Origin of the sequence: Streptomyces cupreus (genome assembly GCF_014257025.1) — a bacterium.
Lineage (GTDB): Bacteria > Actinomycetota > Actinomycetes > Streptomycetales > Streptomycetaceae > Streptomyces > Streptomyces cupreus.
The window spans coordinates 15,306-31,041 of the sequence record NZ_JACMSF010000016.1 but is presented as its reverse complement, the minus strand read 5'-3'; the positions used below and the strand labels follow the sequence as shown (position 1 = coordinate 31,041).

The 15,736-nt window shown below is 70.7% G+C and carries 11 protein-coding genes; 9 read left to right on the top strand and 2 right to left on the bottom strand.

All coding sequences use genetic code 11. From position 1 onward, the window contains the following. The first annotated feature begins 116 nt into the window (after window positions 1-116). The 9 genes from H4N64_RS16890 to H4N64_RS16850 all read left to right on the top strand — a co-directional run bounded on the left by H4N64_RS16890 (window position 117) and on the right by H4N64_RS16850 (window position 13,079). Complete coding sequence (locus tag H4N64_RS16890) at window positions 117-3,872, top strand: non-ribosomal peptide synthetase (RefSeq protein WP_186283148.1); 3,756 nt, start codon at window positions 117-119, stop codon at window positions 3,870-3,872. Next, window positions 3,869-5,137: an ATP-grasp domain-containing protein gene (locus H4N64_RS16885; RefSeq protein WP_186283147.1), complete on the top strand. Its 1,269-nt coding sequence runs from the start codon at window positions 3,869-3,871 to the stop codon at window positions 5,135-5,137. Before H4N64_RS16890 ends, H4N64_RS16885 begins: the two co-directional genes overlap by 4 nt. Beyond that, entirely contained in the window at window positions 5,137-6,078 is a 942-nt protein-coding gene (locus H4N64_RS16880) for a peptidase (RefSeq protein ID WP_186283146.1), read from the top strand. The genes H4N64_RS16885 and H4N64_RS16880 overlap by 1 nt, the downstream gene beginning before the upstream one ends. Window positions 6,079-6,081: 3 nt before the next feature. Then, window positions 6,082-7,908 carry an asparagine synthase (glutamine-hydrolyzing) gene (gene asnB, locus H4N64_RS16875; RefSeq protein ID WP_186283145.1) on the top strand — a complete coding sequence of 609 codons (1,827 nt, stop codon included), beginning with the start codon at window positions 6,082-6,084 and terminating at the stop codon, window positions 7,906-7,908. Continuing rightward, window positions 7,905-8,717, top strand: a complete 813-nt coding sequence (locus tag H4N64_RS16870; protein WP_186283144.1) for a hypothetical protein — start codon at window positions 7,905-7,907, stop codon at window positions 8,715-8,717. Before asnB ends, H4N64_RS16870 begins: the two co-directional genes overlap by 4 nt. A gap of 10 nt (window positions 8,718-8,727) precedes the next feature. Next, window positions 8,728-9,627 (top strand): aminotransferase class IV, encoded by a 900-nt coding sequence (locus H4N64_RS16865; protein WP_186283143.1) that lies wholly within the window; start codon window positions 8,728-8,730, stop codon window positions 9,625-9,627. A 20-nt stretch (window positions 9,628-9,647) separates the two neighbouring features. Beyond that, window positions 9,648-10,598: an AEC family transporter gene (locus tag H4N64_RS16860; protein ID WP_186283142.1), complete on the top strand. Its 951-nt coding sequence runs from the start codon at window positions 9,648-9,650 to the stop codon at window positions 10,596-10,598. 50 nt (window positions 10,599-10,648) lie between these two features. Further along, window positions 10,649-11,611: a TauD/TfdA family dioxygenase gene (locus H4N64_RS16855; protein ID WP_186283141.1), complete on the top strand. Its 963-nt coding sequence runs from the start codon at window positions 10,649-10,651 to the stop codon at window positions 11,609-11,611. A gap of 85 nt (window positions 11,612-11,696) precedes the next feature. Next, a complete protein-coding gene (locus H4N64_RS16850; protein ID WP_186283140.1) occupies window positions 11,697-13,079 on the top strand; it encodes an FAD-binding oxidoreductase in 1,383 nt (460 codons plus the stop codon). Here H4N64_RS16850 and H4N64_RS16845 read toward each other — a convergent pair. Together H4N64_RS16845 and H4N64_RS16840 are read right to left on the bottom strand one after the other, a co-directional pair. Further along, the gene (locus H4N64_RS16845; RefSeq protein ID WP_186283139.1) at window positions 13,054-14,016 is read right to left on the bottom strand and encodes an LLM class F420-dependent oxidoreductase; all 963 of its coding nucleotides are present in this window, start codon (window positions 14,014-14,016) and stop codon (window positions 13,054-13,056) included. The genes H4N64_RS16850 and H4N64_RS16845 overlap by 26 nt on opposite strands. Window positions 14,017-14,026: 10 nt before the next feature. Further along, window positions 14,027-15,532 carry an APC family permease gene (locus H4N64_RS16840; RefSeq protein WP_186283138.1) on the bottom strand — a complete coding sequence of 502 codons (1,506 nt, stop codon included), beginning with the start codon at window positions 15,530-15,532 and terminating at the stop codon, window positions 14,027-14,029. Between the last annotated feature and the right edge of the window lie 204 nt (window positions 15,533-15,736).

Below are 15,736 nucleotides of genomic sequence, written 5' to 3'. Positions count from 1 at the left end.
ACAATTCTTCTGCCGTGCCCGCGATTCGGCCCACGGCACCGTCAGGTATTCGGCATGCGCGCATACGGAAAACGCGCCCCCCGCACGGCACATGAATAAAGGAAAGGGAGGGGACGATGACAGTGGGCGATATCTCGGCCGCCTCATCCACCGTGGCACCGGCACTGCAACTACCCGTCGCCGACGGCACCACGCCACCGGCGGGCACCGGGACGTACTCCTGGTCTCCCGGGTCCGGGCTCGCGGACCTGGGGCATGCCGCCTTCACGGTGCTCGTGCACCGCTACAGCGGGCAGGACGACATCGTCCTGGGCCGGGCGGGCGGGGCCGACGGCACGGTGGCCGTACGCTCCTACGACGCCGAGGGGCTGACCCTCACCGCACTGGCCTCCGCCCTCGACGCCCGGTACCGCGAAGCCGCCCGCACCGGCGAGCCCGCCGACCTCGGTGGCGGTCTGCGTGCCGGCACCGTCCGCTCCGACGGCACCGCGCCCGTCCCCGAGGGCTTCGCGCTCCTCCTTGAGATCTCCCCGGCCGCCGACCGCGCGACCCTGCACTACGACCGCGCGCTCTTCACCCCCGAGCTGATCCGGCGTATGGCCGCCAACCTCGACACCCTGCTGCTCGACGCCGAGCAGCGCCCGCAGGCGCCCGTCGCGGAGCTGGCCGTGCTCTCCGAGCGCGAGAGCCGCCACCTGTTGCGGGAGCTCAACGACACCGCCCTCCCCTACGACCGCGGCACCACACTCCACGCCCTCGTCGAGGCCCAGGCCGCCCGCACTCCCGACGCCCCGGCCGTCGAGTGGCAGGGCTCGGTCCTGACGTACGGCCAACTCGACCGGCAGGCAAACCAGTTGGCGCATGCGCTCGCCGCTCACGGGATCACCCCGGGCTCCCGGGTCGGCCTCTCCCTGCCCCGCACCCACCGCGGCGTCGTCCTGCTGCTCGCCGTCCACAAGGCGGGCTGCGCCTACGTCCCCCTCGACCCGGCCTACCCGGCCGACCGGCTGACCGCCATCGCCGCGACCGCCGACATGGCCGCCGTCGTCCACGACGGGGACGAGGCCCCTGACTGGCTCGCCGACGTGTCCGCGACCGCCCTGTCATGGACGGAGCTGTGGGAGAAGGCGTCCGCCGAGGACGACACACCGACCGGCGTCACCGTGGGCCCGGAGGCCACCACCCACCTCATCTACACCTCCGGATCCACCGGCATACCCAAGGGCGTGGTGATCAGCCACCGCAATGTCGTGGCGCTGCTGGCCTGGTCCGAGGCCACATACGGGCCCGAGGACCTGGCCCGGGTGCTGTTCTCCACCTCCCTCAACTTCGACCTGTCGGTGTACGAGCTGTGGGCCCCGCTCACACGCGGCGGCTGTGTCGTCGTCGTGGACAACGTCCTGGCTCTCACCGAGGATCTCACCGACGACGAGGCCGAGGGGCTGCGCCCGACCCTGGTCAACACCGTGCCGAGCGCGCTGAACGTCCTGCTCCAGCGCGCGGCCGTGCCCGCCTCGGTCCGGGTGCTCAATGTCGCGGGCGAGCCCCTCTCCAAGGAGCTGGTGAACGCCGCGTTCGCCACCACGGGCGTACAGCGGCTCTACAACCTGTACGGGCCTTCCGAGGACACCACGTACTCGACGTGGAAGTGCTTCACCGGTCCGACCGACGAGGCCCCCACGATCGGCATCCCGATCCACAACACCGTCGCCCATCTGCTCGACGCCGACGGCAGGCCCGTTCCGCACGGCGCCACGGGCGAGCTGTATCTCGGCGGCGACGGCCTGGCCGGCGGTTACATCAACGACCCCGAGCGCACCGGTGCCGTGTTCACGGCCGCTCCGGCACATCTCGGCCCGGTTCCCGGCGGGCGCCTGTACCGCACCGGCGATCTGGCTCGCTGGACCGAGGACGGCGAGCTGCGCTTCCTGGGTCGCAAGGACAACCAGGTCAAGGTGCGCGGATTCCGCATCGAGCTCGGCGAGATCGAGTCGGTGCTCCGCGAGGTCGTGGGCCTGCGCGACATCGCGGCCCTGGCCGTGCGCACCGGCGGCGACACCCGGCTGGTCTGCTATGTGGGCCTGGACGGCGCCGAGGTGACGGCCGAGGCGATGGGCGCCCATCTGCGGGCGAAGCTGCCGCACTACATGCAGCCCACAAAGATCATCGTCGAGGACCGGCTGCCCCGCCTCCCCAACGGAAAGGTCGACCGCAAGGCCCTCGCCGCCCGTGACCTCGACCGGGCCACGGACACTGCCGCGTTCACCGGCGACGACCCCGACGAGGCCCGCGTCGCCCGCGTGTGGTCCGAACTCCTCGGCCTGAGCAGGATCTCCCCCGACCTGGACTTCTTCTCCGTGGGCGGGCACTCCCTGCTGGCCACGCTGCTCGCGGCCCGCCTCTCAGACGCCGCCGGCCGACCCGTCCGGGTGGCCGACATCCACGGCCACCGCACGCTTGCGGAGCAGGCGGCGCTGCTGCGGCGTGCCCGAGAGCGGGCCGCCGGACAGTCCCTGCCCGCCGACGCCTCCACGCGGCTGCACGCCGTGGCCGACACCCTGCGCGAGTCCGCCGGCGGGCACGGCGTTCCCGGCGCGGGGGCCGCGGTGTTCCTGAACGGCTCGCTGGAGCTGACGTACCACGGTGTCACCGACACGGACTCCGGCAACCCGTACGGGCCCGGGACCCGCCAGCGCGTCACCTGCATCACCAAGGCCATGCTGGCCTTCGTCGCGCTCCGCCTCGTCGACCGGGGCCTGATCGGCCTCGACGAGCCGCTCAACGAGCTGCTGCCGCAGGCCTTCCGCCGCCGCGACGGCCGCAGTGTCGAGGTCACCCTGCGCCACCTGCTGTCGCACACCAGTGGCGTCGACGACTCCTACGAGGTCTGGCACGACACCGACCTGCCCGACCTCGACACCTACATCCGCACCCTGGAGGGCTACGGCCAACTCTTCGAGCCCGGAGAGGTGTTCGCGTACTCGGCGGTCGGCACCTCGATCGTCGCCGCGCTGATCGAGAAGCTCCTCGGGATCCCCTGGCGCCGCGCGGTCAACGAACTCATGCTCACCCCGCTCGGCATCAGGGAGATCCCGGAGACCCGTACCGAGGACGGGCATTACGGGGGCAGCGTCTCCACCGGCTACGTATGGACCGAACAGGTCAAGCGGTACGTACGCCACGACCCGCCGAGGCAGACCATCGCCGACGACGCCGCCGGCTCCTTCTCCGTCTGCCTCACCCTGGAGGAACTGGCGAAGATCGCCCGGCTCGCCATCGACGACGGCGTCGCCCCCGGCGGCGAGCGGCTGCTGTCCGCCGAGCTCGCCCGGCAGATGCGCACCCCTCAGATCCCGGTCCCCGGCCACCACTTCATGCACGCCTGGGGCCTGGGCTGGCTGATGTTCGGCCCGACCGCCTTCGGCTTCAACTCCAACGGCAGCGGCCACCACAACTTCATCCAGATCTTCCCCGAGGAGCGCTCCTTCCTGCTCCTCCTCGCCAACGCCTACCCGTCGTTCGGCCTCTACGAGGATCTGCTGCGGGCCTTCACCGGCGAAGGCCTCATCCGCACCGGGCGCCCCTTCGAGATGGACCTCGACGACTGCCCCGGGCTCTACGCCTCCGACGGCTACCGGCTCCAGGTGGAGCGCGGCGCCGAGCACCTGCGCTACGCCTACTCCGAACGGCAGCCCGGCGGCGCTTGGCGGTGCCTCGACGAAGGGGACCTCGTCCTGTCCGGCGCGGGCGGATTCAGCTCCATGTCCGAGAAGAACATCCTCGCCGGTTCCATCTCCTTCATTCCCACACCCGGTACCGCCACTCCGGGCTACGTCCGGATCGGCCAGCGGTTCGCGAGGAGGACCCGATGACAGACGAGCACGAACGGCACGTGGTCTTCGTGACATGGAAGGCCGGCAACGCCCAGGCGTTCGAGGCGGCCAAGCGGCTCGGCCACCATGTGACGCTCATCCGCTCCCTGCTCATGGAGCAGGCCCAGAACATCGACTTCGACACCTCCCCCTACGCCCGTTTCATCGACCGGGTCCACGTCCTCAAGGACGCCACCGACCCCGACGCCCTGCGCGCCCGCGTCCAGGCCGTCCACCGGGAACGGCCGGTCGACGGGTTCATCGCCAGCGTCGACGCCCTGGTCGTCCCCGTGGCACGGATCGCCGAGGAGCTAGGAGTGCCGTTCACCGACGCCGCCGCGGCTCAGGCCGCGAAGCAGAAGGACCGCTGCCGGGAGATCCTCGCGGCGGCCGGCGTCGACAGCACCCGGCACGCCGTCGTCGACGGCTTCGAGGAGGCCGCCGCCTTCGCGGCCGTCACCGGCTACCCGGTCGTCCTCAAGCCGGCCCGGGGCTCCGGCAGCGAGGGCGCACACGTCATCGCCGACCAGAACCAACTGGCCGACGTCCTCGGGCGGAGCGACAAGGGCGTCTACGCGGCGGGCATCCTCGTCGAGGAGTACCTGAGCGGACGCTTCCTCTCCGCCGAGATCGGCCTCGCCCAGGGCCGTTTCCTGCGGCTGGCCGTCAGCGAGCGCTCCACCTGGCACCGCCACGAGGCGCTGGAGACCGGCACGACGATCCCCGCGGGGATCACCGCCGACGAGCACGACCGCGTGATGGAGTTCGCCGAAGCCGTCGTCGGCGCGCTCGGTCTGCGGCTCGGCATCTTTCACATCGAGGTCATGCTCGGCGCGGACGGCATGCCCCGGCTCATCGAGGTCAACCCGCGCATCATGGGCTCCTGCCTGCCGAACCTCTTCCGGCTCGCCGGCGGCGGGGACATCTTCGAACTGCTGGTACGCATCCACCTGGGCGAGCGGATCGAGCGCGGCCCGAGCGCCTTCACCCGCTACGCGACCGTCCGTTGGTTCGGCGCCGCCGACACCGTGCCGAAGCCCGACCGCGTACCGGACCTCGACTGGGCCGCCGCCGAGTACGGCGACCGTCTGCACTCGCTCACCGTCCGCTTCCCCGACGGCGACACGCTCCTGCCCTGCCGGGGCAATCTCGGCAACTTCGGCGAGGTCCAGGTCGTGCACGCCGACCGCGCGGCGTCGATCCGCATCGCCGAGGACATCGTCGCCGGCATGGCCGACCGACTCGGTTTCGAGGTGACCAGGTGATGGCCCCGACCGCCTTCTACGAGCAGACCCGCAGGCAACTCGCCCGGCTGGGGCTGCCCCTGGGAGACCTGGAGCGCATTCCCCGCTCCGACGGAACCTTCCCCGACGGCGGGCACTTCCGCATCGAAGTGCCCACCGTGAACACCGTCCAGGCCGCCGAGACCCTGCTCGGCGAGAGCCGCCGCAGGGGCTTCACCATCAACCGGATCACCGAGACCCGCGGCATGTACCGGCACACGGCCCGCGAGATCGGCACCTACGTCGCGCTCGGCAAGGAGTACGGCACCGAGATCCTCATGTCGGTCGGCCCCCGCGCCACCTACGACATCGGCGGCGGCGTGCAGACCTCCGAGGGTTCACGCATCGGCTACCGGCTGCGCGGCCAGGACCAGGTCGTCCGGGCCGTCGAGGACGTCAAGCGCGGCATCGGCCTCGGCGTGCGTGGCTTCGTCGTCTACGACGAGGGCCTGCTGTGGGTACTCGGGCGGCTGCGCAGCGCCGGTGAACTGCCGACCGACATCCATCTGAAGGTCTCCGCGCACTGCGGACAGGGCAACCCGGCCTCGGCGCAGATGCTGGAGATGCTCGGCGCGAACAGCTTCAACCCGGTGCGCGATCTGACCCTGCCCATGATCGCGGCGCTCCGGCAGGCGGTCCGGATCCCGCTGGACTGCCATGTCGACAACCCCCGGATGTCCGGCGGGTTCATCCGCACCTACGAGGCCCCCGACATCGTCCGCGCAGCCGCACCCGTCCATCTCAAGACGGGCAACAGCGCCCTCGAAGGCCATGGCGTCAGCCCCACCCCGGCCCAGCTCGACGACATCCTGCGGCAGGTCGAGATCGTCACCGAGTTCCTCGCCCGGCACTTTCCGCAGGCCCGCCAGAGCGACACCCGGTCCACCGACCTCGCGGGTGCCGTCTCCGGGAAGGAGGCCTGACCCATGTGCCGCATCTACGGCTGCTTCGGCGGCGAACGCGCCGATCCCGACGCACTGCACCGGGTGGCCGCGGCGATGTACCCGGGTGGACCGGACGAACAGACCGTCCGACACGGCGATGGATGGGCGCTGGGCACCAACCGGCTGGCCATCCAGGGCATCGACTCCGGCCACCAGCCCTTCGTACGCGGCCCGTTGGCTTGCGTGTTCAACGGCGAGATCTACAACCACCGGCAGCTGCGCGCCGATCTCGCCGCCCGGGGGTACTCCTTCGACGGCGACTGCGACGGGGACGTCCTGCTGCCGCTGTACGAGCTGTACGGGGACGCGTTCACCTCCCGTCTGGAAGGCATGTTCGCCATCGCGCTCGTCGACGAGCGCGAGGAACCGGCTCTGAAGCTCTTCACCGACCACGCCGGCATGAAGTCGCTCTACTACTACCTGTCCGCCGACGGCCGCCGTCTGCGCTTCGCCTCCGAACTCCAGGCTCTCGGCCGGTTCCCTGACTTCCCCGACGAACTCGACCCGCTCGCCGTCGACCGCTACCTGGGCGGCAAGGCCGTCTGGGGGCCGGGCACCGTCTACACCCGGGTCCGCACGCTGGAGCCCGGCGCGACCCTGCGCTTCGCGAACGGGCGGACGACACTCACGCACACCCCGCCGGAGCCCGCCGAGCCGCACTGGCCCGACGGCGAGCCGACCGTTGCGGCCGCGGCGGAGCTGCTCGACGAGCTGCTGCGCACCGAGGTGGGCCGGATGGTCGACGCCGATGTCCCCGTCTGCGTGATCACCAGCGGAGGGCTCGACTCCAGCTACACCACGGCCCTCGCCGCCCATATGGTCCCCGACGTCGCCTCGTTCAACATCGCCTACCACGGCAACTGGCCCGCCGACGAACGCCACCACGCCGCCGAGGTGGCCCGCCACTGCGGTACCGCACACCACCAGGTGCTCCTCGACCCGGCCGGCTTCCCCGAGCTTGTCGAGCGGTTCGTCCGCCATCTCGACCAGCCGAACAACGCCCCGCACAGCCTCAGCACGTTCGCCCTCTTCGAGGCCGTCCGCCAGGCCGGTTTCAAGGTGGCCCTGACGGGCGACGGGGCCGACGAACTCTTCGCCGGATACGCGCGGTTCGTCAAGGCCGACCGGGACGGCGCCGCCACCTGGCACCGCACCTACCAGGGCACGATGGCCGCGGCCGACACGGCGTCCCTCGACCGGCTCTACACCCCGGACCACCTGGCGCACGTCAAGGCCGCGGGCGGGTACTTCGGCGACCGCAGCGGCGACGAGCTCGACCGCCGGGTGCGCTCGGGGCGGCACGGCAAGCTGGAGACGCTCTTGCGCTACGACCAGTTCGAGCGATTCCCGTACTACATCCTGCGCCGCGTCGACCACCTGAGCATGGCCCACTCGGTGGAGGCCCGCATTCCCTTCCTCCAGCCGTCCGTGATGCGCCTGGCCCACGCCCTGCCCGCCCACGTCAAGGTGGCCGGCGACACCGTGAAGGCACCGGTGGCCGAGGCCGCCCGGCGCTGGGTGCCGCGGAGCGTCGTCGAGCGCCCCAAGCAGCCGTTCACCCTGCCCATCACGGCGATGATCAAGCCGGGCGAGGCGCTGTACGACATGATCGGCGACCTTCTGCTCGGCCCCGGTGCCCGCTGCCGCGACTACATCCGGCGGGACACCGTCCACGACGTCTTCCGCACCCAGACCGAGAGCCCCGCGCCGCACGCCGCCGAGCTGCTCTGGTCCCTGCTGATGCTGGAGACCTGGCTCTCAGCACGCAGCCTCACACCCGCCCCTCTCCCGGAAAGAGCGAGCCGATGACTCCTGCCGTCACCTCCCTGCTGGCCCGCGTCACCAAGGACGACATACGCCGCGACCCCTTCCCCCACATCGTCATCCGCGACGCCCTGCCACAGGACCTCTACGACGCCCTGGCCAAGTCGATGCCGACCGCCGAGTACATCGGCGAACGGATCGGCAAGCCGATCACCTCGAACGAGCGCTACAACTACATGTCCGAGATGGTCCTGGGCGATCCGGCGATGGCACAGGTGTGGAAGGACTTCGTGACCTACCACGCCTCGCCCGCCTTCTACGAGGAGTTCCTCGACCTGTTCCAGGAGGACCTGCTCGCCAACCTCCCCGACGCCGAGGAGCAGACAGGGCCGCTGCGTGAACTGCGCGTGGGGCGCCGTAACCGGGACACCTTCGAGACTCACGACATCCTCATGGACTGCACGGCCGTCATCAACTCGGCCGTCACCGGCAAGCCGTCCGCCTACCGCGGGCCGCACGTCGACAAGCCGTACAAGCTCTTCGGCGGCCTCTTCTACATGCGCCTGCCCGAGGACGACGCCACCGGCGGTGACCTGGTCCTCTACAAGTACCGGCCCGGCGCGCACAAGTTCCGCACCAGCGCCTCCGAGTACGGCGACAACCGCTTCGACATCGACCCGGTCTACGTCGAGGAGGTCACCACCGTCCCCTACCGCAGCAACACGCTGGTGATGTACCCCATCAACCGCCTCGCCCTGCACGGGGTGTCGGTGCGCGCTCTCACCCAGCACCAGCGCCGCTTCGTCGCCCTCGTCGGCGACCTCCAGCACCCGCTCTTCGACCTCGCGCTCTGAGAGGCCCACCGTGCTCCCCTTCGACCAGCGCACCGGGAAGATCTGGTACGACGGCACCCTCGTGGACTGGGCCGAAGCCAGACTCCATGTGCTCAGCCACGGACTGCACTACGCGTCCAGCATCTTCGAGGGCATCCGCGTCTACGGCGGCACGCCGTTCCTGCTGAAGGAGCACATCGCCCGGCTGGGCTCCTCGGCACGCATCCTCGACTTCGACCTCGAATACGGCGCTGACGAACTGTACGAGGCGACCCGCGCGGTCGTCGCCGAGGCGGGCATCACCGAGGGCTATGTCCGGATGAACGCCTGGCGCGGCTCGGAGATCATCCAGACCGCGGCGCTCAAGACGTCCGTCCACACCTCGGTGGCCGCCTGGGAACTCCCCGAGGGCTACTACGCCGCCACGGACGCCCTGGAGAAGGGCATCTGTCTGGTGACCGGCCGCTACCGCAGGCCCTCGCCCGAGTACGCGCCGGTCAAGAGCAAGGCGGCCGGCAACTACATGATCGGCACGATCAGCAAGAACGAGGCGCTGCGCGCCGGCTTCGACGACGCCCTCCTCCTCGACGACCGCGGCAACTTCGTCGAGGCGACCGGAGCGCACCTGTTCTTCACCAGGGACGGCGCGCTGCACACCCCGACGACCCGCTGCACCATCGAGGGCATCACCCGGGCGTGCGTGCTGGCGATCGCCGAGCGCGAGGGCATCGCCTGCGTGGTCGACGATCTGCCGCCGGCGTTCGCGGGCTCGGCGGACGGCGCGTTCCTGTGCGGCACCGCCTGCGAGATCCTGCCCGTCAGCCGCATCGATGATCACTACTACGACCTCGGCGGCAACGACGTGCTGCGCGCGATCGTCACCGGATACCGGGAACTGATCGAAGGACGCGCCGAGGTGCGCATCCGGTAGCGAGAAGCAGGGGCACGTGCATGGGAGCGGTAGAGGCTCTGGAGAAGCTGGTACCGGTGGTGCTGGCCTTCGGATGCGGGGTCGTCCTCGCAAAGCGGAAGGTGGTGCCGGCCGAGAGCTCGAAGGCCTTCGCGGACTACGCCTTCCTCTTCGCCGTGCCCTGCTTTTTGTTCGGGAACATCTACCGCAGCGACCTGGGGGCGCTGTTCGACTGGCGGGCCATCACCGGCTACGCGACCGCGGCCGGCGCCGCTGCCCTGCTCACCGGGGTCGTGGCCAGGGCCACGGGCGTAAGCGATCCACGCGGTGTGGCGTTGCGCATCATGGCGGCCGTCCAGGTCAACACGGCCTACTTCGCCGTGCCGGTGTTCATCATGCTGTTCGGGAACGCGGCTCCGATCTTCCCGGTGCTGCTGTTCCAGGTCTGCGTCCTGTCCCTGGTCATCATCTCGATCATGGAGCTGGGGCGTCCGGACCTGGTCGGCAGCCCGGCACGTCGGCTCGGCTCGGCCGTCACCGCCTCGCTGATGACCCCGGTGGTCATCGCCTGCAACGCCGGCATCCTGCTCAACCTGATGCCCGTGACGGTGCCGGGGGTGGTGCTCGACAGCTTCGCGTTCGTCGGCGACAGCGCCTCGCCCGTGGCGCTGTTCGCCCTCGGACTGCACCTCGGCGGCAGCGGCCTGAAGGTGCGCGGCACCACCCCGGAGGAGATGTGGATCATCGCCTTCAAGTGCGTCGCCCTCCCCCTGATCACGTATCTGGTGTGTCACCACCTCTTCGGCGTCGAGGGTGAGTGGCTCGGCTACCTCGTGCTGATCGCGGCCATGCCCGCGCCGCAGAACCTGTTCATCTTCGCCCAGCGCTACGACGTCGGGGTCGACCTGTCCGCCGCCCTCGTCGTCAAGAGCTCGCTCGTCGCGCTGCTCCTGCTCCCGCTGTGGACGCAGTGGGCGGCGCAGGCGACCTGAGCGCCGTATCGCCATCAGCCGTATCGCCATCGATCGAGAGAGGCAGAAACGTGAACCGGACCGCGCAGCTCACCAGAATCACCGTCCAGCAGGTCGCCGGACGCATCGGCGCCGAGATCTCGGGCGTCGACCTCCGTGACGAGCTCGACGAGGCCACCGTGGCCGAGATCCGCCGGGCTGTACTGACCCACCGCGTCGTGTTCTTCCGCCGCCAGGACATCACCCACGCCCAGCACATCGCCTTCGGCCGCCGCTTCGGCGCGCTGACCCGGCGCCCCGGCAAGAAGCACGGCGTCCACCCCGAGGGCCACCCGGAGATCCTCACCGTCGACCCCAAGCGCGACACCGAGCGCTATGGCGCCGACTTCGAGGAGCACTACCGCCGCAAATGGCTCTCCCCGCTGGCCGGCTGGCACAGCGACCTGACGCAGGCCGTCAACCCGCCCAGCCTGTCCATCCTGCGCGCCGAGAAGACCCCGGCCTTCGGCGGCGACACGCAGTGGACCAACACCGTCGCCGCCTATGAGGGCCTGACGGCGCCGCTGCGTGAGTTCGTGGACGGGCTGACGGCGGAGCACGCCTTCTTCACCGCCGTCCATCTGCGCCACTCCGACGAACGGGACCGCGAGATCCTCAAGATCTACTGCGAGGACCCGCAGGCCGCCGTCCATCCGGTGGTGCGCGTCCACCCCGAGACCGGCGAGAAGGCGCTCTTCGTCAGCCCGGGCTCCACCACCCGCATCACCGGGTTCACCGAGCTGGAGAGCCGCCATCTGCTGGAACTGCTCTTCCAGCACCTGACCAGCGCCGAGTACACCGTCCGCTTCCGCTGGGAGCCCGGCTCCATCGCCTTCTGGGACAACCGCAGCACCTGCCACCTCGCCCCCACCGACTTCGCGCACCTCGACGTCGAGCGGGTCATGCACCGTGTCACCGTCCTCGGAGAGCCGGCGCAGGGGCCCAACGGGTTCGTCTCGCGGCTCGTGGCCGGGGAACCGATGCGCGCCTGGTAGGGGGCCCTGCGGCTGAGCGAGCCGGTCAGGCCGGGCCCGCCTACGCTGGAAGCGGACAATTCCCCCTTCCGGAAAGGGGGCGGCCATGGCTTCCCTCTCGAAGGCGGGCGCGGCCCTCGCCGCGCTGCGCGAGGATCTCAGCGGTGATGTCTTCGCCCCGGGGGACCTGGGCTACGACGAGGCCCGTGTCGTCTTCAACGCGATGATCGACCGTCGGCCCGCGGTGATCGCGCAGTGCGTGGACGAGGCCGACGTCGTACGCTCCGTGCGCTTCGCCCGGGATCTGGACCTGAACATCGCGGTGCGCGGCGGCGGCCACAGCGTGGCGGGCATGGCGGTCAACGACGGCGGGCTGGTCATCGATCTGCGCCATCTGCGCGCGGTCATCGTCGATCCCGCGGCCGAGGCGGTACGGGTCGCGGGCGGCTCCACGATGAGCGACCTGGACCACGCGACCCAGGTGTACGGTCTGGCCACGACCGGCGGCCGGGCCTCCACCACCGGCGTCGGCGGCTTCGTCCTCGGCGGCGGCACCGGCTGGCTGGACCGCTGCTTCGGACTCGCCGTCGACAATCTGCTCGCCGTCGAACTGGTCACCGCAGACGGCCGTCAGGTCCACGCGAGCGCCGACGAGAACCCCGAGCTGTTCTGGGCGCTGCACGGCGGCGGCGGCAACTTCGGCGTGGCGACCTCGCTCACCCTGAAGCTGTACGAGCTGCCCGAGTTCGCCATCGCGTTCCTGCTCTACCTCCCGGAGCACGGCCGCGAGGTCGTACGCACCTTCCGCGACCTGATCGCCGTAGCACCGAACGAGGCGAGCGGCGGCGTCCTGTATGTCACCGGCCCGCCCGAGGAGTTCTGCCCGCCGCACCTTCAGGGCACCCTGCTGTGCGGGGCGCTGCTGACCTACGCCGGGAGCGAGGCGGACATGCGCGAGGTGGCGGAGCCGCTGCTGGCGCTGCCGCACGAGGCGGCGACGGTCGGGGCGATGCCGTACGTCGATGTGCAGTGCATGCTCGACGATCCGCCGGGCTGCCGGAACTACTGGTCGGCGGAGTATCTGACGGGCCTGCCCGACGACTACGTCGAGGTGTTCTGCGCCGGCGCCGAGTCGATGCCCGTGCCGTCGGGGACCATGCATGTGCTGTTCCCGCAGGGCGGCGCCATCGCCGACGGTCCGCACGAGTTCCCGGTGCCCTACCGGGACGCGCCCTGGGTCACGCATCCCTTCGGCCTGTGGGAGGACCCGGCGGACGACGAGCACGGCATCCAGTGGGTCCGGGACGTGCGAGCGGGCGCGCGGCCCTGGAGCACGGGGGCGGTGTATCTCAACTTCATCGGAGCGGAGGGCCCGGAGCGGGTGATCGCGGGCGTCGGCGCGACGAACTACCGGCACATGGAGGAGATCAAGCGGAAGTGGGACCCGGACAACGTGTTCCGGTTCAACCACAACATCCGGCCTGAATGAGCGTCGCGAACGCCGTCAGCGTCCGCTCCCCTCCCGGATCCCCGGCCGTCGCCGGCACCAGCGCCAACTCGTCAAGACCCGCCTCCGCGTAGGCGGCCGCACGCGCGCGTACGGCTTCCAGGTCGCCGACCAGTCCCACGACGCCCGCCGCTTCCGGGGGCACCTCGGGGTCCGCTCCCGTCGCCGCGCGCCGCACCGCCTCGCCGAAGCCGGCCGCGGTGAACATGTCGCTGTAGCCCGGCACCGTCAGATATCCCGCGACGCTGCGCAGGATCTGGGCGAGGGACTCGGGGTCCGGGTCGACCGCCGCGGGGAGCCAGGCTGCGAGCGTCGGCGGGGTACGGCCCGCGCGGTCCGCCGCCGCGTGCAGCTTGGCCCGCAGTGCGCGGACCTGCTCCGGGGAGACGATGTCGAGGAGCATACGGTCGGCGTGGCGGGCCGCCGTGGCGATGGCCCGGTCGCCGAAGGCCGCCACGGTGAGCCGGCCGCCGGGCGGCAGGTGCCGGCGGCGGAAGGCGCTGCCCGGGACGACGGGTTCGCCGGGGGCGACGGGCAGCAGCGCGCGTACCGCCTCCGCCGACTCCTCCAGTACGGCCGCCGGACGCACCCGGGGCCGCCCGTGCACGCCCTCCACCACCCGCTTGCTGGACGTGCCCAGCGCGACCCCGACCGCGCGTCCCGTCACCGCCGCGCAGGAGGCCGCGCCCCGCACGATGGTGAGCGGATCGCGCACCGACACCGGGACCGGACCGGCCGTCAGGGCGACCCGCTCGGTGGACCGTCCGATCGCCGTGGCCAGGACGAAGGAGTCCCAGGTCGGCCCCTCCCCCACCCACACCTCCCGGTAGCCGAGCCGGTCGGCGACTCTCGCCACCCGCAACGGCTCGTCCACCGGACTGTCGTCCTCCCGTGCCACGGCGACCACGCTGAAGTCCATGCGGGCGCGGCTACCCCGCCGTCGGCGCCCCAACCGGGCTTTCCGTGCGCTCGGCCGCGTCCTCCAGCACGATCCGGCCGATGATCTCGTAGCGCTCCGGCCGCCTGGCCTTCAGATAGAAGCCGAGGCCCAGACCGCCGAAGAAGACCAGGCCGACGATCCACGGGATGGCCTTGAAGAAGAGCGAGTCGGCCGCCGTACCGGCCGCCGTGTCCAGGTTGGTCACCAGCAGGCCGACCACCGCGATCATGCCGAGGCCGCCGAGCAGGGGCGCGGTGAGGGTGCGGAACCAGTGGCGGTCCTCGGGGTGGTTCTTGCGGAAGTACCCGATCACGGCGAAGGAGCACAGGGTCTGCACGATGAGGATCGCCATCGTGCCGAGGATCGCCAGCAGCGTGTACAGGTGGATGTAGGGGTCCTGGTCGGTCAGCCAGAAGGCGCCGACCAGGCCGACGGCGATGACCGACTGCACGAAGGACGCGATGTACGGCGAGCCGTGCCGGGCGTGGGTGCGGCCGAGGGCGGGGTGCAGGAAGCCCTCGCGGCCGATGGCGTAGAGATAGCGGGCCGCGCACTGGTGGAAGGCCATGCCGCAGGCGAACGAGCCGGTGATCAGCAGCCACTGGAAGGTGTCCACGGCCCAGGCGCCGATGTAGGAGTGGGCCGGGTCGAAGAACAGGTCGAGCGGGCTGGTGCCGGAGGAGATCTCGACGGAGCCCTTCAGGCCGTTGCCGGCGATGGTCATCCAGGAGACGTAGATGTAGAAGATCCCGACGCCGATGACGGAGATGAGGGTCGCGCGCGGGATGACCCGCTTGGGGTCGCGGGACTCCTCGCCGTACATCGCCGTCGACTCGAAGCCGACCCACGACCAGAACGCGAAGAACAGGCCGAGCCCGGCGGAGGTGCCGGTGAAGGCGTTGGCCGGGTTGATCGGCTCGACCGGGATGCCGTCGGGGCCGCCGCCGTTGAGGAGTACGGCGGTGGCGACCGCGAAGAGCACGGCGATCTCCGCGATCAGCATCACGCCCAGCGCCTTGGCGGTGAGGTTGATGTCGAAGTAGGCCAGCACGGCCGTCACGGCGAGCATCGCTGCCGCGTACAGGATCCACGGCAGATCGACGCCGAGCTGGTCGTGGACGGTGGTCTTAGCGAAGTACGAGAAGACGCCGACGATGGAGGCCTCGAAGACAATGTAGGCCAATACGGCGAGCATCCCGGACGCCATGCCCGCGATCCGGCCCAGGCCGTGCGAGATGTAGCCGTAGAAGGCGCCGGCCGCGGTGATCCGGCGGGCCATGGCGACATAGCCGACGGAGAACACCGTCAGCACGAGCGTCGCGAAGAGATAGCCGGCGGGCGCGCCCGTGCCGTTGCCGAAGCCGACCGCGATGGGCAGGTTGCCGGTCATCGCGGTGATCGGCGCGGCGGTCGCCACCGCCATGAACACCACGCCCACCAGACCTACCGAATTCGCCTTGAGCCGATGGACCTCTCGCGTGGGTGTCTCTGCCATGCCCGCCCCTCTCGCCGTACTCTCGCAACGAAATCCGAAGGTCACGCGCGCCTTCTGCGCCGGATGCGCCAGTGTGGCGGCGCAGTGACACGCGCCACAACAGACACGCGGTCGGACAATTCCGGGTGGGGCGCGACGCATTGTCGCGCGCGGCGGCCGGATGATCGTCTCCGTAACCGCCCGGAGATGTCCCGGAAGCATGGG